This window comes from Streptomyces sp. V4I23, assembly GCF_030817975.1.
Classification (GTDB): domain Bacteria; phylum Actinomycetota; class Actinomycetes; order Streptomycetales; family Streptomycetaceae; genus Streptomyces.
Genome location: NZ_JAUSZW010000004.1, coordinates 4,003,254 through 4,020,488, shown reverse-complemented (window position 1 = coordinate 4,020,488; position 17,235 = coordinate 4,003,254). Strand labels below are relative to the sequence as shown.

Genomic DNA, 17,235 nt, shown 5'->3' with positions numbered 1-17,235 from the left:
CGGTCTCAGCTGAGTACCGCACGAAAGGACTGAAGACCAGCAATGGCCGACGAGAACACTCCTGTCACCACCGAAGAGGAAGAGCCGCTCGCCATGCGTGTCGAGCCCGTCGGGCTCGAGACGGAGATGCAGCGCTCCTACCTCGACTACGCGATGTCCGTCATCGTGTCGCGCGCGCTGCCGGATGTGCGGGACGGTCTCAAGCCCGTCCACCGCCGCGTGCTGTACGCGATGTACGACGGCGGTTACCGCCCCGAGAAGGGCTTCTACAAGTGCGCCCGTGTCGTCGGTGACGTCATGGGTACGTACCACCCCCACGGCGACACCTCGATCTACGACGCCCTGGTCCGCCTGGCGCAGCCGTGGTCGATGCGCATGCCGCTGGTGGACTCCAACGGCAACTTCGGTTCCCCGGGCAACGACCCGGCCGCGGCCATGCGGTACACCGAGTGCAAGATGATGCCGCTGGCCATGGAGATGCTCCGGGACATCGACGAGGAGACCGTCGACTTCCAGGACAACTACGACGGCCGCAACCAGGAGCCGACGGTCCTGCCGGCGCGCTTCCCGAACCTGCTGATCAACGGCAGCGCCGGTATCGCCGTCGGTATGGCCACCAACATCCCGCCGCACAACCTGCGCGAGGTCGCGGCCGGTGCCCAGTGGGCGCTGGAGCACCCGGAGGCCACGCACGAGGAGCTGCTCGACGCCCTGATCGAGCGGATCAAGGGCCCGGACTTCCCGACCGGCGCCCTGGTCGTCGGCCGCAAGGGCATCGAGGAGGCGTACCGCACCGGTCGCGGCTCCATCACGATGCGGGCCGTCGTCGAGGTCGAGGAGATCCAGAACCGCCAGTGCCTGGTGGTCACGGAGCTCCCGTACCAGGTGAACCCCGACAACCTCGCGCAGAAGATCGCCGACCTCGTGAAGGACGGCAAGATCGGCGGCATCGCGGACGTCCGTGACGAGACGTCCTCGCGCACCGGCCAGCGCCTGGTCATCGTGCTGAAGCGCGACGCGGTCGCCAAGGTCGTGCTGAACAACCTGTACAAGCACACCGACCTGCAGACGAACTTCGGCGCCAACATGCTCGCCCTCGTCGACGGGGTGCCGCGCACGCTGTCGCTGGACGCGTTCATCCGCCACTGGGTGACGCACCAGGTCGAGGTCATCGTCCGGCGCACCAGGTTCCGCCTGCGCAAGGCCGAGGAGCGGGCGCACATCCTGCGCGGTCTGCTCAAGGCGCTCGACGCGATCGACGAGGTCATCGCGCTGATTCGGCGCAGCGACACCGTCGAGGTGGCGCGCGAGGGCCTGATGGGCCTGCTGGAGATCGACGAGATCCAGGCCAACGCGATCCTCGAGATGCAGCTGCGCCGGCTCGCCGCCCTGGAGCGTCAGAAGATCATCCAGGAGCACGACGAACTCCAGGCGAAGATCAACGAGTACAACGCGATCCTGGCCTCGCCGGAGAAGCAGCGTGGGATCATCAGTGATGAACTGGCCGCGCTGGTCGAGAAGTTCGGAGACGACCGCCGCTCCAAGCTGGTGCCCTTCGACGGAGACATGTCCATGGAGGACCTGATCGCCGAGGAGGACATCGTCGTCACGATCACGCGTGGCGGCTATGTGAAGCGCACGAAGACCGACGACTACCGCTCGCAGAAGCGCGGCGGCAAGGGCGTGCGCGGCACGAAGCTGAAGGAAGACGACATCGTCGACCACTTCTTCGTCTCCACCACCCACCACTGGCTGCTGTTCTTCACCAACAAGGGCCGGGTCTACCGGGCCAAGGCGTACGAGCTGCCGGACGCCGGCCGTGACGCGCGCGGTCAGCACGTCGCCAACCTGCTGGCCTTCCAGCCGGACGAGCAGATCGCCGAGATTCTGGCGATCCGCGACTACGAGGCCGCGCCGTACCTGGTGCTCGCCACCAAGGCCGGTCTGGTGAAGAAGACGTCGCTGAAGGACTACGACTCCCCGCGTTCGGGCGGTGTCATCGCGATCAACCTCCGGGAGACCGAGAGCGGTGCCGACGACGAACTGATCGGCGCCGAGCTGGTGTCCGCCGAGGACGATCTGCTGCTCATCAGCAAGAAGGCGCAGTCGATCCGGTTCACGGCGACGGACGAGGCGCTCCGCCCGATGGGACGCGCGACCTCCGGCGTCAAGGGCATGAGTTTCCGCGAGGGCGACGAACTGCTCTCGATGAATGTCGTCCGGCCCGGTACGTTCGTGTTCACCGCCACCGACGGCGGGTACGCGAAGCGGACCGCCGTCGACGAGTACCGCGTCCAGGGTCGCGGCGGCCTCGGTATCAAGGCCGCGAAGATCGTGGAGGACCGCGGATCGCTCGTGGGCGCGCTGGTGGTCGAGGAGACCGACGAGATCCTCGCCATCACGCTCGGTGGCGGCGTGATTCGTACGCGAGTCAATGAAGTCAGGGAGACGGGCCGTGACACCATGGGCGTCCAACTGATCAACCTGGGCAAGCGCGATGCCGTGGTCGGGATCGCTCGCAACGCCGAGGCAGGTCGCGAGGCCGAAGAGGTCGACGGGACCGAGGCGGACGGCGACGAGCCGGCCGAGTCGGCAGCCGAGGGCACTCCGTCCTCGGCTGGGGAGCACGAGGAGTAGAGCGTGAGTGGAGCCACGGGCGCCGGAGCGGCCGCTTCCGGAGCGAACGGTGCCCGTGGCCCTGCCGCGGACTCCCAGGGGGCCACAGTGACGGACACCCGGGGGCCTCAGCCCCCTCACCAGATGTTCGGCGGCGAGCAGCCCGCTCCCGCCCAGCCGGGACAGGCGTACCACCCGCCGCAGGCGTATCCCTCGCCGGGCGGCGCCCAGGGCGGCCAGTCCGCTTCGGCGGTGCGCCGGCCGCGTACGGGTGCCAGTACGACACCGCGTACGCGCAAGGCGCGGCTGCGGGTGGCGAAGGCCGACCCGTGGTCGGTGATGAAGGTCAGCTTCCTGCTCTCCATCGCCCTGGGCATCTGCACCGTGGTGGCGGCCGCGGTGCTGTGGATGGTCATGGACGCGATGGGCGTCTTCTCGACGGTCGGCGGGACGATCAGCGAGGCCACCGGCTCCAACGAGAGCAACGGCTTCGATCTCCAGTCGTTCCTGTCGCTGCCGCGCGTGCTCATCTTCACCTCGGTCATCGCGGTGATCGATGTGGTGCTCGCCACAGCGCTGGCCACCCTCGGGGCCTTCATCTACAACCTCTCCGCCGGATTTGTGGGCGGTGTGGAGCTCACGCTCGCCGAGGACGAGTAGCGCCGGAGCCGGGTCCCCGGAATCCGATTTTGGCGCTGCACCGCGTGTGCGCTAATCTTCAGAGGTCAGCGCGCAGCGCGGAGGGGCTATAGCTCAGTTGGTTAGAGCGCATCCCTGATAAGGATGAGGCCACAGGTTCAAATCCTGTTAGCCCCACAGTGCAGAGGCCCCCAGCCGGATCCGGTTGGGGGCCTCTGGCGTGTCCGGCCGGGCCGCACGGTCCGTGACCGGCGCGCCCCGGCGAGTGCCTGGCCGATCGCTTTGCCGCGGCCCCCAGTTGAGGCGGGGCGGGGCCTCGGCGGCTGCCCGGTAGGTCACCGATCGGTATCGGTCGGTGTGTATAGTCGGGCGCCAGAAGTCCTCATACGTCAAGGAAAGACGAGGTCGCGCGGTGAAGAAGCTTCTCCTGGTCGCACTGGCCGCCATCGGCGGGCTCCTCGTGTACCGCCAGATCCAGGCGGATCGCGCCGAGCAGGATCTGTGGACGGAGGCGACCGACTCCGTGCCCGCAGGTTCGGGTGTGTGAGACGCAGTTCTTGGATCATGGGCCCCGGTCGCGGAAGCGACCGGGGCTTCGTGCTGTTCGGGGGCCGGTGCCGCGACGGCGGCCGACTGCGCGCTGTTGCGTGACCGTGACGCAATGCCCTTGAGTTCACTTCCGCAAATCACTGGCTTGCGGGAGCAAACGCGAAGCCGTGGAGGGGGACGAGCGTGACAGCACGACAGCGCCGCCGTGCGGCGGTGGTGACGGTCGGCGCCGCACTGCTGGCCCTGGTGGCAGGGCCGCTGCCGGCGGCGGACGCGGCGGAGCAGGCCGGGCGGGAGGCCCGGGCGCCGGGGAAGGGCAGGGCCACGGTACTCGTGATGGTGCTGGACTCCTCCGGGTCCATGGCCGACGGCGAGGGCACGGGGCGCACTCGGATGGAGGCCGCGCACTCGGCCGTGCGAGCGGTCGTCGACGCGCTCCCCGAAGGCCATCCGACCGGCCTGCGCGTATACGGGGCCGACCGGCCCAAGGGCTGCACCGACACACGGTCCGTGCTGCCCTTGCGGCCCCTCGACCGGGCGGGCCTGAAGCGGGCCGTACAGGCCGTGCAGCCCAAGGGGGACACTCCCATCGGCCTGTCGCTGCAGAAGGCCGCCGAGGACCTTCCCGAGCCCGCTGACGGTGCCGTCGGCACGCGCACGATCCTGCTGGTCTCGGACGGCGAGGACAACTGCGGGACTCCGCCGCCCTGCGAGGTGGCCCGCCGGCTCGCCGGGGACGGCGTGGGGCTGCGGATCGACACCGTCGGCTTCCAGGTGCGCGGCGCCGCACGGGAGCAGCTGGAGTGCATCGCCCGGGCCGGGAACGGCCGTTACTACGACGCCCCCGACGCCGACGCGCTCGCCCGTCAGCTGCAGCGCTCCGCCCAGCTGTCGGCGGACGGCTACCGCTTCGACGGCGAGCGGGTCGCCGGCACGCCGGAGCGGGACTCGGCCCCGGTGCTCCGCCCCGGTCAGTACCTGGACACCATCGGCCCCGGCGAACAGCGGTACTACGCCGTTGATCTCGACGCCGAGTCGACGGTGGATCTCTCCGCCACAGCCGTGCCGCAGCCGGGGTCCGCGGTCGACACCTTCGACGCGCTGCGCACGGAGATCGCGTACGGCGCCGACAGCGCCTGCGAGTCGAGCACCGAGCATCTCCTCCAGAAGGAGGGGCGCGACTCCGCTGACGTCGGCGGTCGCACGCGTGCCCAGCCCCAAGGGACACGACAGGAGGCTTCTCCATCGCCGTGACGCTCGGCGCGAAGGCCGCCGAGATCGCGGAGAACCCGCGGATCGGTGTGGTCCTGCGCGTGGCGGTCCTCGGCGACCGGCTGGCGGGCCGCAGCACGACGCGCCCGTGCCGGCGGGCGGTCCGGGCGAACAGGGGGACAAGAAGGGTGATTCGCCCGCGCGCGCAGACAGCGCGGGCGCCGACGGGGCAGGATGGTCCGGCGTCGCGATCGCCGCGGCGGCGGGCGGCGGCGCCGTCCTGATCGCGGCCGTGGCGGTCGTCCTGCTGCGGCGCAGGGCCGCGGCGGCCACCGGCCCGTCCGGTTGGCCGAGCCCGGCGGCGGGCTCGTCGGACTCATCGACCACAGGGAGAAACGCGTGAAGAGGCAGCGCGGCAGGGGCCGGGTGACGCTGGCCGCGATGGCGGCGATGTGCGCCGTGGCGGCGCTGCCGGGGCAGGCGTGGGCGGCGGGCGAACCGAGCCCGTACACGTTCGACGACGAGGCGAAGCCCGTCCAGGGCACGCCCGTCAACAGCACCGGCCCGGAACTCACCGCCGGTTCCACGTACAAGGACAGCATCAAGCCGGGCGAGAAGCGCTACTACCGGATCGACCTGGACGCCACGTCCAACGCCTACGTCTCGGCGGTGGCCGTCCCCAGGCTGGGGACGAAGGTCGCCTACGCCGACAAGCTCGAAGTCAGCATCGAGGACCGGTCGGGATCCGAGTGCAGCGACGGCGAGGCCACCTTCGGATCGGCGACGTACGCCCGCCCGGTCGCCGACTACGCGACCCGGCGGATCGAGAAGGACAGCAGCAGCTGCCAGGAGGCGGGCGCGTACTACGTCCTCCTGGAGCGTACGAGCGAGGCCACGTCGACACCCGAGCCGTGGGATGTGGAGATCCGTTTCCTCTCCGAGCCCGGGCTGAAGGAGGCCGAGTCCACGGCGGCGCCGGAGAACTGGCAGTCCGCCTCGCCCGCGGTGCCGGGCGGCGGTCCGCAGAAGCGGGCCGGAGGCACCGGCTTCCACGACGCGACCAGCCTCGAACAGGGCGAGTGGCAGGACGAGATCGCGCCCGGCCGGACCCTCTTCTACCGGGTGCCGGTGGACTGGGGCCAGCAACTGTTCGTCAGCGCCGACATCGGCAACAGCACTTCGGGCGACGGCCTGAAGAGCGTCGGCAACGCCATGGCGGTGGCCCTGCACAACCCGGCCCGCGGGCTGGTGGACGAGGACAGCAGCGTCTACTACGACGGCAAGCAGAAGGCCATGGCCCTCGACCCGCTGCCGCCGGTCGCCTACAAGAACCGCTACGACTCCGACACCAGTGCGGCCGCCATGCGGTTCGCCGGCTGGTACTACCTCTCGGTCACGCTGAGCCCGGAGATGTCCGAGGCGTTCGGCGACAAGCCGTTCCCGCTGACGCTGCGCGTGAACGTGACCGGTCAGCCCGAGGCGGGTCCCGCCTACGACGGTCCGGCGGGCGACTTCCAGGTCACCGAGGAGGACCGGGCCGCTGCCGACAGCGGCAAGAACGCCGACGCCGCGGAGAAGAGCGGCACGATGGCGGTCGTCGCCGCGGCGGGCATCGGCGCGGGGACCGTCCTGGTGCTCGGGCTCGGCGCATGGACGCTGCTCGTACGGCGGCGGGACGGGGCCCCGGAGGGCCCGGCCACCGTCCCGGCGCAGGGACAGGGACAGGTGCCGGCGGCGCAGCATGCCCAGGCGGGCCAGGCGCAGGACGCGTCGGCGGCCGCGTACGGCCCGCCGCCCGGGTACGGCTATCCGCCCGCGCAGCCGCAGACCCCGCACGGGCAGTCCCCGCAGGGGCCGCACGGGCAGGGCTACGGGTACGGGCAGTACGGACCGCCGCCCGGCCGGTAGGCGGGAGCGCGGCGGTGCCGGCTCAGGTCTGGGTGAGCGCCCAGATGCCCACGGCGAAGCACAGCAAAGCGACGATCAGAACCGGGACCGCGACCTTCGGGGGCGGTCCCGGTCGCTTCGGTGCGGCGGGATCGGGAACGTGCGGGCGCTGGGCGGTGTAAGCACGAGTGGAAGGCTGCTCGTACGGCACCGGAGCGGTGAGGGCCTGGGAGAGCTGCTCCTGCGCCGGCGCGTGATGGGGGGAGACGGGATGCGCGGGAGCGGGAGCCGGAGCGGGGACCGGGCTCGGTGTGGGCTCCGGCTGGACCGCGTGCGGCAGCTGGGGGGAGGGCTGCTGCGGAGGCGGGGCCAGGTGGAAGCTGCCCGTCTCCGAGGCCGGGGCGGACTGCGGCGCAGGGGTGGCGGGCGGCGCCTGCCGGGGCGTGTCCCGGACCGGCTCCGGCCCTGCCGGGCCGAAGCCCGCCGGCAGCGGCCCGAGTTGGTCGAAGATCTCGACCGGCTCCTCGTCGGCCGCGGTCTCGGGCAGTATCTCCACGGCGGCGGTGAGCGCCTTGCGCGCACCCGTCGCCGTGCGGAAGCGGGCCTGCGGATCGGGTTGCAGCAGCCCGGCGAGCACCTGCCACAGCGGCTCGGGAATGCCCTGGGGGGCGCCCGGAGTGCCGTAGTTGGCGAAGTGCTCGATCAGCGCCTGGGAGTCGGGCTTCCGGCCCTGCAGGAGATACAGCCCGACGAGACCGACGGCGAACAGGTCGGCGGTGAAGTCCGGCTCCGCGCCCATCATCTGCTCGGGCGCGAAGTAACCGGGCGTGCCCACCACATAGTTGGTCTCGGTCAGCCGCGGCTCGCCCTTGCGCATGGAGATGCCGAAGTCGGAGACCCGCAGGTGCGGCCGGCCGGTTCCGGTGGCCTCCATCAGGATGTTGGCCGGCTTGATGTCTCGGTGCACGACCCCCTCCGCGTGCACCGCGGCGAGTCCGGACAGCAGCTGATCGAGCAGGGTGCAGACGAAGCGCGGGGGCAGCGGGCCGTAGTCGCCGATGACGTGAGCCAGAGATCCACCGCTCACCAGGTCCATGGTGAACAGGACCTTGTCGTCGTCCGCGGCCCAGCTGGCCGGGGCGAGGACGTGCGGGTGGTCGATTCGCAGCGCCTGCTCGCGCACGAAGCGGAGCAGAGTGTGGGCGTCGCTCTGCTGCAGGACCTTCGCCGCCACGTAGCGGCGGCGCCGGTGGTCCCAGGCGCGCCAGACGGCTCCGACACCGCCGCGTCCGATCGGGTCGATCAGTTCGTACCGACCAGCGAAGACCTCACCCATTGTGCTGCGCCAGCTCCCGGTTCCCTCGCGGCGGCGTCCGCCTCGTTCAGCTCTGGTGCGACTCGTAGTGGGCGACCGCGTCGGCGGTGCGCCCGGCGCCGTACACCCGGAGGAACTCTGCCAGTTCGGGGTGGACGGGGGCGAGTGAGTCCGCGGCATCGATGATGTCGCCCGCCGCCGAGACCGAGCGCAGCAGCGACTGGATCTCACGCACGACGCGGCGCACGGTCGGCGCCCCGGACGTGCCCGTGGACTGGCTGGTGCCGGTGAGGACCGAGCCGCCCTGCGACTTCTTGATCTCCTCCATCCGGTCCGTGGCCTCCACGGCGCTCACGCTGCCGTCGGCCACCTGGCTCGCCAGCTCCTGCAGTGCCTGGACGCGCTGGACGACAGCGGGGTTGCCGATCTTGGCGCGCTGGCCGCTCATCAGCTGGGAGAGCATCGGAGCCGACAGACCGAGCACGCCCGCGAGCCTCGCCTGGTTGAGTCCGAGGTCGTCGATGAGCCTGCGGAAGAGCGCCCCCAGCGGCTCCCCGTACCAGCTGCGCTGCAGTTCCCGGGCTCTTGCGGTCGTCTCCTGCTGCGCTGCGTCCATTGCGTCTCCCCATCGCTTCCCCAAGCGGCTTCGCTGCTGCGAACCTCGTGGTGCATCTTACGGAGCGTGTCCACGGACCGGGAGTCCCATCGGGAGTCCCAATCCTTTTGCAGAATCACGGGGGTGACCCGGTACTCTGGTGCGCGACGGTGACCGAGGAGCGTGCCTCTCGGTCGTGGTCACCTTTCCCGGGGCCTTAGCTCAGTTGGTAGAGCGCTGTCTTTGCATGGCAGATGTCAGGGGTTCGACTCCCCTAGGCTCCACAACCTCACGAGACTCCCCTGACCTGCGGAAACGCGGATCAGGGGAGTTTTTCGTGGTGTGCGGCGGTCTCGGCGGGTCAGCGAGGCGGCAGTCGTCCGGCGACCCCGTCGAGGTGACGGCCCCGGCGGCGCCGATCTGGCGCTGGACGTGCTCGCCCCGGACGGCGCGCGAGTCGGCGCGCACGCTGGGACTCGACCCCGTCGACCGTGCCCTGTTCGGCGAACTCGTCACGGACGGCCGAATGGGCTGGTCCGAACTCGCTCAGTGCACGAGCGTCAGCCCCGCGACCGTACGCCGCCGGCTGCGCCGTCCGACGGACGCCGAGGTCCTCACCTTCCGCTGCGACATCGCCACCGTCCACCGCACCCTCGCGGTGCTCCCCGAATGCCGCCTGGTCGCGGCCGTCACCGGCACCGACGACCTCTTCGCCCGATAGGCACGGGGCGGGGCCCGCTGATCAGGCAGGAAACGGGTGCGGGGTGGCCCCTGAGGGACACGCGCTACACGACCGCGGCAGGCCGCGCATCCCGTGCGCGGGCAGCCCACGGCGTCGCGGGATGGGCCACACGGGTGGTGTTCATCCGAAGAACTGCGCGGGAACGGCGTCGCTCCCACACTCCTCGAGATGCGTACACATCATGAGAAAGGTATGTAAAGCGCTCAACCCGAAAGTGAGGGGTCATGGCCGCCTTCAAGGTCAGGAATCTGTGGACCGCGTTCGTCACCGCGTTCTTCGCACTGCTTGCCTCGGTGGGGCTCACCACCGCCGCCGCTGCCGCGTCGCAGCCCGCCGCCCGGACGCCCGACGAGCCGGTGAAGGCCCGCCCGCAGGTCTCCGGCGCCGTCCTGCCGGCCCAGAGCACGAGGGCGGCCACGACACGCTGGCTGCCCCCGGCCCGGGACCGGTCGCTGCCGCCGACGATGAAGCAGCGCATCGGCGCCGAGGCCCATGGCGCCTCCCCGGCTACCAGGCACCTGCCCGCGCTCGAAGCCGACGCCGCCGACATGGCCGAGGCCGATGCCCCGGCCGTCTCCTCCGCCGTCGCCGCCGCACCCGCCGCCGCGGCGCACCCGACCGGATCCCGGCGGCCGGCACGCGCGGCGCTCGCCGCGCGCCCCGCGACCGGCGCCCCGGCCGCCGCTCCGGTCCGTTCGTCCTACGCCGTAGCGGCGTGAAGCGCCGGGCGCGTCCTTCTCTCCCGGCGCCATCGCCCACAGGGACGGAATACGGTCAGCGACCCTCGTCGCGGTCCGAGGACTCCGCCTCGTCCTGCTTCATCCGGACCTCGGGATCGAGATCGGACGTGTTGCTGCCGTCGACGGACGACAGCGGGGCCCGGTCGGAGACCTCCGTGGCGGCGGGCGGTTCCACCAGCCAGTCCGGGTTCGCCTGCTTGTCCCACCACTTCCAGGCGGCGAAAACGCCGCCGGCCAGTACGCCGACCAGTGCAACACCCTTGAAGACACGTCCGGCCCTGGATCGCCGTTCGTGCTTCCTCACAAGCTTCCGGATCTCCTTCGCCGTCACCTGTCCGCGCAGAGCGGCAAGGACGGCAGCAGAACGGGCCGCGGCCTCATGCCGCACGGGCTGGGCGACGGCCACCGCGTGCTCGACACGCGGAACGGTGTAGTCAGCCGCCTGACGCGCGGCCCTCCGGGTCTGTGCAGCAGCCCGGTGTGCGGCCTTGTCGATCTTGGGCGGCATATGCGGCGCCACACGCGCGCCGTACTGGACACGGGCCTGAGCAGCGGCCTTGGAGACTTTTGGCGCGAGCCGTACGCGGGCTTCGTGTGCGTAGAGCGCGGCCTGGTCCTTTGCCGTGCCGGCGTAGGGCGCCACCACTTCCGCGGCGTGCTGCACGCTCTCCTTCGCCGTACCGGTCGCGGCGCGCACGCTGTCCATGCGGGTCACGGGATCCTCCTCCTCGGTGGCGTTCTGGTGGGCCTGGAGTTTGTCCCCAGTTGGGCACAGTTCCGCCTTTCCACCCGATTGAAAATCATGCCTGTTGAGCGCTCCCTCGGCATCCGGGGCGGGCATCCGGGTCATGTCGGGACCTCGCGGACGACACATGCCTGTGTTCGTGTTCCGGTCGAAGAGCGCCGTCGAAGAGCGCCTGTGCGACGGCTACCCCGCTGCCTTTCCGTGTACGCCGCCCCGCCGTGCGAGGATCTGGGGGGTCAGAGAAGACTTACGGAAGGCAGACCGTGGCCGAGCAGCTTTACGCCACCCTGAAGACCAACCAAGGCGACATCGAGATCCGGCTCCTGCCGAACCACGCGCCCAAGACGGTGAAGAACTTCGTCGATCTCGCGACCGGCGAGCGTGAATGGGTCCACCCGGGCACCGGCAAGAAGTCCACGGACAAGCTGTACGACGGGACCGTCTTCCACCGTGTGATCAGCGGCTTCATGATCCAGGGCGGTGACCCCCTGGGCAACGGCACCGGCGGCCCGGGCTACGAGTTCGCCGACGAGTTCCACCCGGAGCTGGCCTTCGACAAGCCGTACCTGCTGGCCATGGCCAACGCCGGCCCGGCCACCAATGGCTCGCAGTTCTTCATCACCGTGTCGCCGACCGCGTGGCTGACGCGCAAGCACACCATCTTCGGCGAGGTCGCGACCGAAGCCGGCAAGAAGGTCGTGGACGCCATCGCGGCCACCCAGACCAACCCGCGCACCGACCGCCCGCTCAACGACGTCGTGATCGAGTCGGTCGTCGTGGAGAAGCGCGCGAGCTGATCCCGCGGGATTCCCGTAGGGGAACCTTTTCGCCCTGTCCGTCCGTAAGGATGGACAGGGCGGTGTCGCGCGAGCCCGGAAGACGAGGGGACCTCATGGACCAGGCGCCAGGCAGTCCACAGGAGCCGAAGGACACCCATGGCCTGCCGGGCTGCTACCGGCACCCGGGCCGCGAGACGGGTATCCGCTGCACCCGCTGCGAGCGTCCGATCTGCACGGACTGCATGATCAGCGCGTCGGTCGGCTTCCAGTGCCCGGACTGCGTGCGCACCGGGTCGGGCACGGGCCACGCGCCCGACGCGAACCGGCCGCGGACGCTCGCGGGCGGGACGGTGACGGCGGATCCGCGCCTGGTGACCAAGGTGCTGCTGGCGATCAACCTCGTGGTGTTCGTCCTGGGCGCGGTGAACGACCGCCTGGTGGACGTGCTGGCCCTGGTCGGTCAGTGGCCGCCCGCGCCGTTCCTCTCCAGCGAGGGGGTCGCCGAGGGCGAGTGGTACCGCCTCGTGACCTCGATGTTCCTGCACCAGGAGCTCTGGCACATCGCGTTCAACATGCTGGGCCTGTGGTGGCTGGGGGGGCCGCTCGAGCAGGCTCTCGGCCGTTCCCGCTACCTGGCCCTGTACCTGATCTCGGGACTGGCGGGCAGCGCCCTCACCTATCTCCTGGCCGATCCCGGGCAGGGTTCGCTGGGGGCCTCCGGCGCGATCTTCGGCCTCCTCGGCGCCACCATGGTCCTCATGCGGCGGCTGCGATACGACATGCGCCCGGTCGTGGCCCTGCTGGCGATCAATCTGGTGATCACGTTCTTCTGGCCGGGCATCGCCTGGCAGGCCCACGTCGGTGGTCTGATCGCCGGCGCGGCCATCGCCTACGGGCTCGTCCACGCCCCGCAGGGCAAGCGGCGCACCCCGGTCCAGCTCGGCGTGTGTGCGCTCGTCCTGCTCGTCTCCCTCGTGGTCGTCGTGGCGCGGACCCTCGCGCTCACCTGACCCGGGGCGGCATCTTTCCCCAAAGTTGTCCACAGCGTGTGGCGGATCTTGTGCACGCTGTGGGAACAAGCGTGCCCCTCGTTACTGACCTGGGGTTTCGTGGTCGGAACGAGGGGCCTTCAGCTTCACCGGTCCGGCCGAGGCAATCACATCGGCGTCAACGTCCGGAGAGTTATCCACAGATCGTCTGACCTTTTCCCCTGCTGTGGACAACCGTGTGGATAACCTTAGGGCAGGGCTTGAGGGCCGACGGGGCGGAAGCTACTTCCACTGCGTGGAGACACCGAAGCCCGCGGCGATGAAGCCGAAGCCCGCGACGATGTTCCAGTTGCCGAAGCTCTTGATCGGCAGTTCGCCCTCGGTCACGTAGAAGAGAACGATCCAGGCGAGACCGATCAGGAACAGCGCGAGCATCACCGGCGCGACCCAGCTGCGGCTGGTCAGCTTGATGTTCGTGGCCTGCTTCGAGGCCGGCGGCGGCGTGAAGTCGGCCTTCTTGCGGATACGTGACTTCGGCACGAGGGACTCTCCTGTCGATGCGCTTGCGTGACCGCGCAGGTAACTGTGGCTGGCGCCGGGGCCGGCGCGAGGGGGACCATCGGCTCCCCCGGGCGTCCGTTAGCGTAGTGCTTCCGCGGTGCCGAAGGAGATAAGGGTACGTTGCGCAATTCTGCCGACTCCCCGCAAGGGGCGGTTCGCCGCACCAGGTGGCGGCCCGTCCGGCTGCTCACGGCTGCCGTTTTCGCCCTCGCCGGTCTGATCTTCGTCACGAGCTTCAACACCGCCAAGGGCACGGATCTGCGCACCGACGACTCCCTGCTGAAGCTCTCCGACCTGATCAAACAGCGCAGCGCCGTCAACGGCGATCTCGAGGAGTCCACCGCGGCCGTACGCGACGACGTCGACGCCCTCGCCCAGCGCGACGACGGCTCGACCCAGGCGGAGGACGCCAGGCTCAACGCCCTGGAGGAGTCCGCGGGCACCGAGAAGCTGAGCGGCAAGGCCGTGACCGTCACGCTCGACGACGCCCCGCCGAACGCACAGGCCGCTCCCGGCTACCCCGAGCCCCAGGCCAACGACCTGGTCATCCACCAGCAGGACCTGCAGGCCGTGGTCAACGCGCTGTGGCAGGGCGGGGCTCAGGGCATCCGGGTCATGGACCAGCGGCTGATCTCCACCAGCGCCGTGCGGTGCGTGGGCAACACGCTGATCCTCCAGGGGCGCGTCTACTCCCCTCCCTACAAGATCACCGCTGTCGGTGACCAGGAGGCGCTCAAGAAGGCGCTCGCGAAGTCACCCGCGATCCAGAACTACCAGCTGTACGTGGAGGCCTACGGCCTCGGCTGGAAAGTGGACGAGGACGAGCGGGTGACTCTTCCGGGCTACTCGGGCACAGTGGATCTCCACTACGCGAAGCCCGCCGGGTAGCGCTCAGGCAGTCCGGAGGGCGCCGCCGGTCGGGGGAGCCTGGGGGTGCACGTGAGGGTGCGGCTGCTCGTACGGACCTTCAGCGAACTGTGCATCACCGTGGGAACGTTGATCGTGCTGTTCGTCGTCTACGTGATCTTCTGGACCGGTGTCGAGGCCGAGGGCGCGACGGAAGGCCAGATCGACCGGCTGCGGGACAGCTGGACCGGGGCCCCGGTGGCGACACCCGCGCCCGACCGCACGAGGCCGGCCGCCCCCGAGGAGTACGAGCCCGGAAAGCCTTTCGCGGTCATGTACATCCCGCGCTTCGGGAAGGACTGGGACTGGCCGGTCCTCGAGGGCACCGGCACGGGGGTCCTCAAGAAGGGGCTCGGGCACTACGCGGGGACCGCCGCCCTGGGCGAGACGGGCAACTTCGCGGTCGCCGGCCACCGCCGCACGTACGGCGACCCCTTCAAGGACTTCCCGCGGCTGCGCGCGGGGCACGCCGTCGTGCTGACGGACGGGACGACCTGGTTCACCTATCGGATCGTGAAGGCCCCCTACCGCACGCTGCCCACCGACATCGGCGTCATCGCGCCCGTGCCGGATCCGGTCGAGGCCGGCGCCGCCGGATTCGACGGACCGGGCCGCTATCTGACGCTGACCACGTGCGAACCGGAGTGGGGCAGCAGCCATCGGCTCGTCGTCTGGGCGCGCCTCGATGCGACGCAGCCTGTGACCGACGGCAAACCGCGGGCTTTCCACAGCTGACCCCCGGGGCACGCGCCGCCCTTTAGTCTGGTGCCGTACCGAACGGAAAGGGACGGCATGTACGGCTGGATCTGGCGGCATCTGCCGGGGAACGCATGGGTGCGGGCGCTCATCTCGCTCGTGCTGGTCCTGGCGGTCGTCTACGTACTGTTCCAGTACGTCTTCCCGTGGGCGGAGCCGCTGCTCCCGTTCAACGACGTGACGGTCGACGGAGAGGGAGCGGCCCGATGAGCACACGCATCCTCGTCGTCGACAACTACGACAGCTTCGTCTTCAACCTCGTCCAGTACCTCTACCAGCTCGGCGCCGAGTGCGAAGTGGTGCGCAACGACGAGGTGTCCCTGGAGCACGCGCAGGACGGCTTCGACGGCGTGCTGCTCTCCCCCGGCCCGGGCGCACCCGAACAGGCCGGTGTCTGCATCGACATGGTCCGCCACTGCGCGGCCACGGGCGTGCCCGTCTTCGGCGTCTGCCTGGGCATGCAGTCGATGGCGGTGGCCTACGGCGGCGTGGTCGACCGCGCGCCCGAGCTGTTGCACGGCAAGACCTCGCTGGTCACCCACGAGGGCAAGGGCGTCTTCTCCGGGCTGCCGTCGCCCTTCACGGCGACGCGCTACCACTCGCTGGCCGCCGAGCCCGCCGACCTGCCGGCCGAGCTCGAGGTGACCGCCCGTACGGCCGACGGCATCATCATGGGTCTGCGCCACCGTGAACTGCCCGTCGAGGGCGTGCAGTTCCACCCCGAGTCCGTCCTGACCGAGCACGGCCATCTCATGCTCGCCAACTGGCTGGTGCAGTGCGGGGACGCCGGAGCCGTCGGGCGTTCGGCAGGGCTCGCACCGGTGGTGGGCAAGGCACTGGCGTGAGCGCCGTGCGCCCCGGGCACGAGCACGAGCCGGATGACGGGCGGCAGTACGGGGGCGAGGCAGGGCCCGGCTACGACCCCCTGACGGATCCCCTGCCCCCGGGCGAGCACGCCTCCGCCTGGTTCCGCGTGCCGACCGTCCCCGCGGGGCAGGAGAGCCAGGCCCTGCCGTATCCGGAGCCGCGGGCGGCAGGGGAGCCGGTCGACTGGTACGACCGCGAGGGCTACCGCCAGGACTGGTACGGCCCGGAGCCCGTAGGGGAGCCGGAGCCGGCCGGGGTGCGGTCGCCGTCGCACGCCCCGGTCCCGCCGCATCCGACGGTGCCCGAGGCCCAGCAGGCCGCGCCGCACACGGAGCCGTTCGAGACCGAGCAGGCCCCGGCGGAGACCGCCGTGTTCGAGACCCTGGCCTCTGAGACCCGGGCCCCTGAGGCTTCGGCCGCGGACCACGGGCCCGCCGTTTCCGTCACCGCCCCGGTGACCGACGACGAGACGGTGGCGCTGCGCACGTCCGACACGCGCCGCGCGGCCGAGACGCCTCCGCGGTCCGGCCGGGCCGATCGTCGCCGAGCGGCGAAGGGCAGGGGCCGCAGGCGGCCCGTCGCAGCGGTCGCCGAGAAGCCCGCCGGGCCCGCGAAACCGATGTCGCGGGTCGAGGCGAGACGGGCGGCCAAGGCGGCGAAGGACAGTCCGGCGGTCATCGCCAGCCGCGCCATCGGCGAGCTGTTCATCACCTTCGGCGTGCTGATGCTGCTGTTCGTCACGTATCAGCTGTGGTGGACGAACGTGCTGGCGGGGCAGCAGGCCGACAAGGCGGCGACCAAGATCCAGGACGACTGGTCCAAGGGCCGCAAGCCCGATGCCTTCGAACCGGGCCAGGGCTTCGCCATCATGTACATCCCGAGGCTGGACGTCGTGGTGCCCATCGCCGAGGGCATCGACAAGAACGGCGTCCTGGACCGCGGCATGGTGGGCCACTACAGCGAGGGCAAGCTCAAGACCGCGATGCCCCACGACAAGCAGGGCAACTTCGCGGTCGCCGGCCACCGCAACACCCACGGGGAACCGTTCCGCTACATCAACCACCTGGAGCCCGGCGACCCGATCGTCGTCGAGACGCAGGACACCTACTACACGTACGAGATGGCGAGCATCCTGCCGCAGACCTCGCCGTCGAACGTGAGCGTGATCGGTCCCGTACCGCCCGGCTCCGGTTTCACGCGGCCCGGCCGGTACATCACGCTGACGACCTGCACGCCGGAGTTCACCAGTACCTACCGCATGATCGTGTGGGGCAAGATGGTCGAGGAACGGCCGCGCAGCAAGGGAAAACCCGACGCACTCGTCGGCTGATGACGTC

General features: G+C 70.5%; 18 protein-coding genes, 2 tRNA genes and 1 pseudogene. 17 read left to right on the top strand and 4 right to left on the bottom strand.

All coding sequences use genetic code 11. From position 1 onward, the window contains the following. The first annotated feature begins 42 nt into the window (after positions 1-42). The 7 genes from gyrA to QFZ82_RS20465 all read left to right on the top strand — a co-directional run bounded on the left by gyrA (position 43) and on the right by QFZ82_RS20465 (position 6,924). Positions 43-2,637: a DNA gyrase subunit A gene (gyrA, locus tag QFZ82_RS20495; RefSeq protein ID WP_307714546.1), complete on the top strand. Its 2,595-nt coding sequence runs from the start codon at positions 43-45 to the stop codon at positions 2,635-2,637. A gap of 3 nt (positions 2,638-2,640) precedes the next feature. After that, a complete protein-coding gene (locus QFZ82_RS20490) occupies positions 2,641-3,276 on the top strand; it encodes a DUF3566 domain-containing protein (RefSeq protein ID WP_373429308.1) in 636 nt (211 codons plus the stop codon). Positions 3,277-3,358: 82 nt separating this feature from the next. After that, a tRNA-Ile gene (locus QFZ82_RS20485) sits at positions 3,359-3,432 on the top strand. Positions 3,433-3,667: 235 nt separating this feature from the next. After that, positions 3,668-3,802 carry a DLW-39 family protein gene (locus QFZ82_RS20480; RefSeq protein WP_003958712.1) on the top strand — a complete coding sequence of 45 codons (135 nt, stop codon included), beginning with the start codon at positions 3,668-3,670 and terminating at the stop codon, positions 3,800-3,802. A 185-nt stretch (positions 3,803-3,987) separates the two neighbouring features. After that, positions 3,988-5,058, top strand: coding sequence for a VWA domain-containing protein (locus tag QFZ82_RS20475; protein ID WP_307714545.1), 1,071 nt, complete (start codon positions 3,988-3,990; stop codon positions 5,056-5,058). A gap of 106 nt (positions 5,059-5,164) precedes the next feature. Further along, positions 5,165-5,419, top strand: coding sequence for a hypothetical protein (locus tag QFZ82_RS20470; protein ID WP_307714544.1), 255 nt, complete (start codon positions 5,165-5,167; stop codon positions 5,417-5,419). Further along, positions 5,416-6,924: a hypothetical protein gene (locus QFZ82_RS20465; RefSeq protein WP_307714543.1), complete on the top strand. Its 1,509-nt coding sequence runs from the start codon at positions 5,416-5,418 to the stop codon at positions 6,922-6,924. The genes QFZ82_RS20470 and QFZ82_RS20465 overlap by 4 nt, the downstream gene beginning before the upstream one ends. A 22-nt stretch (positions 6,925-6,946) precedes the next feature. On the opposite strand, the gene QFZ82_RS20460 is transcribed toward QFZ82_RS20465, so the two are convergent. After that, positions 6,947-8,239: a serine/threonine-protein kinase gene (locus tag QFZ82_RS20460; RefSeq protein ID WP_307714542.1), complete on the bottom strand. Its 1,293-nt coding sequence runs from the start codon at positions 8,237-8,239 to the stop codon at positions 6,947-6,949. Between the two features lie 46 nt (positions 8,240-8,285). Then, on the bottom strand, positions 8,286-8,834 hold the full coding sequence (locus QFZ82_RS20455) for a DNA-binding protein (RefSeq protein WP_307714541.1): 549 nt from the start codon (positions 8,832-8,834) through the stop codon (positions 8,286-8,288). A 190-nt stretch (positions 8,835-9,024) separates the two neighbouring features. Between QFZ82_RS20455 and QFZ82_RS20450 the strand changes: the two genes are divergently transcribed. The 3 genes and pseudogenes from QFZ82_RS20450 to QFZ82_RS20440 all read left to right on the top strand — a co-directional run. After that, positions 9,025-9,097: transfer RNA gene (locus QFZ82_RS20450), tRNA-Ala, on the top strand. A 53-nt stretch (positions 9,098-9,150) separates the two neighbouring features. After that, positions 9,151-9,534 carry an AsnC family transcriptional regulator gene (locus QFZ82_RS20445; protein ID WP_307714540.1) on the top strand — a complete coding sequence of 128 codons (384 nt, stop codon included), beginning with the start codon at positions 9,151-9,153 and terminating at the stop codon, positions 9,532-9,534. Between the two features lie 245 nt (positions 9,535-9,779). Then, positions 9,780-10,127 (top strand): annotated as a pseudogene (locus QFZ82_RS20440) (DUF6344 domain-containing protein); the annotation flags it as partial. A 202-nt stretch (positions 10,128-10,329) separates the two neighbouring features. On the opposite strand, the gene QFZ82_RS20435 reads toward QFZ82_RS20440, so the two are convergent. Continuing rightward, positions 10,330-11,010: a DUF5324 family protein gene (locus tag QFZ82_RS20435; RefSeq protein WP_307714538.1), complete on the bottom strand. Its 681-nt coding sequence runs from the start codon at positions 11,008-11,010 to the stop codon at positions 10,330-10,332. Positions 11,011-11,303: 293 nt separating this feature from the next. Here QFZ82_RS20435 and QFZ82_RS20430 point away from each other — a divergent pair, with 293 nt between their 5' ends. Together QFZ82_RS20430 and QFZ82_RS20425 are read left to right on the top strand one after the other, a co-directional pair. Then, positions 11,304-11,837 (top strand): peptidylprolyl isomerase, encoded by a 534-nt coding sequence (locus QFZ82_RS20430; RefSeq protein ID WP_307714537.1) that lies wholly within the window; start codon positions 11,304-11,306, stop codon positions 11,835-11,837. Positions 11,838-11,932: 95 nt separating this feature from the next. Continuing rightward, positions 11,933-12,829: a rhomboid family intramembrane serine protease gene (locus QFZ82_RS20425; protein WP_307714536.1), complete on the top strand. Its 897-nt coding sequence runs from the start codon at positions 11,933-11,935 to the stop codon at positions 12,827-12,829. 261 nt (positions 12,830-13,090) lie between these two features. Here QFZ82_RS20425 and crgA read toward each other — a convergent pair whose 3' ends face one another. Then, entirely contained in the window at positions 13,091-13,348 is a 258-nt protein-coding gene (gene crgA / locus QFZ82_RS20420; protein ID WP_307714535.1) for a cell division protein CrgA, read from the bottom strand. 141 nt (positions 13,349-13,489) lie between these two features. Here crgA and QFZ82_RS20415 point away from each other — a divergent pair, with 141 nt between their 5' ends. Genes QFZ82_RS20415 through QFZ82_RS20395 form a run of 5 tightly spaced genes read left to right on the top strand, consistent with a single transcriptional unit; the run spans position 13,490 to position 17,228 of the window. Beyond that, entirely contained in the window at positions 13,490-14,257 is a 768-nt protein-coding gene (locus QFZ82_RS20415; protein ID WP_307714534.1) for a DUF881 domain-containing protein, read from the top strand. A 51-nt stretch (positions 14,258-14,308) separates the two neighbouring features. Further along, positions 14,309-15,010 (top strand): class E sortase, encoded by a 702-nt coding sequence (locus QFZ82_RS20410; protein ID WP_307717785.1) that lies wholly within the window; start codon positions 14,309-14,311, stop codon positions 15,008-15,010. 30 nt (positions 15,011-15,040) lie between these two features. Continuing rightward, complete coding sequence (locus QFZ82_RS20405) at positions 15,041-15,241, top strand: hypothetical protein (RefSeq protein WP_307717988.1); 201 nt, start codon at positions 15,041-15,043, stop codon at positions 15,239-15,241. Continuing rightward, positions 15,238-15,876, top strand: coding sequence for an aminodeoxychorismate/anthranilate synthase component II (locus tag QFZ82_RS20400; RefSeq protein ID WP_177149341.1), 639 nt, complete (start codon positions 15,238-15,240; stop codon positions 15,874-15,876). The genes QFZ82_RS20405 and QFZ82_RS20400 overlap by 4 nt, the downstream gene beginning before the upstream one ends. After that, positions 15,873-17,228 (top strand): class E sortase, encoded by a 1,356-nt coding sequence (locus QFZ82_RS20395; RefSeq protein ID WP_307714533.1) that lies wholly within the window; start codon positions 15,873-15,875, stop codon positions 17,226-17,228. Before QFZ82_RS20400 ends, QFZ82_RS20395 begins: the two co-directional genes overlap by 4 nt. Positions 17,229-17,235: the final 7 nt, after the last annotated feature.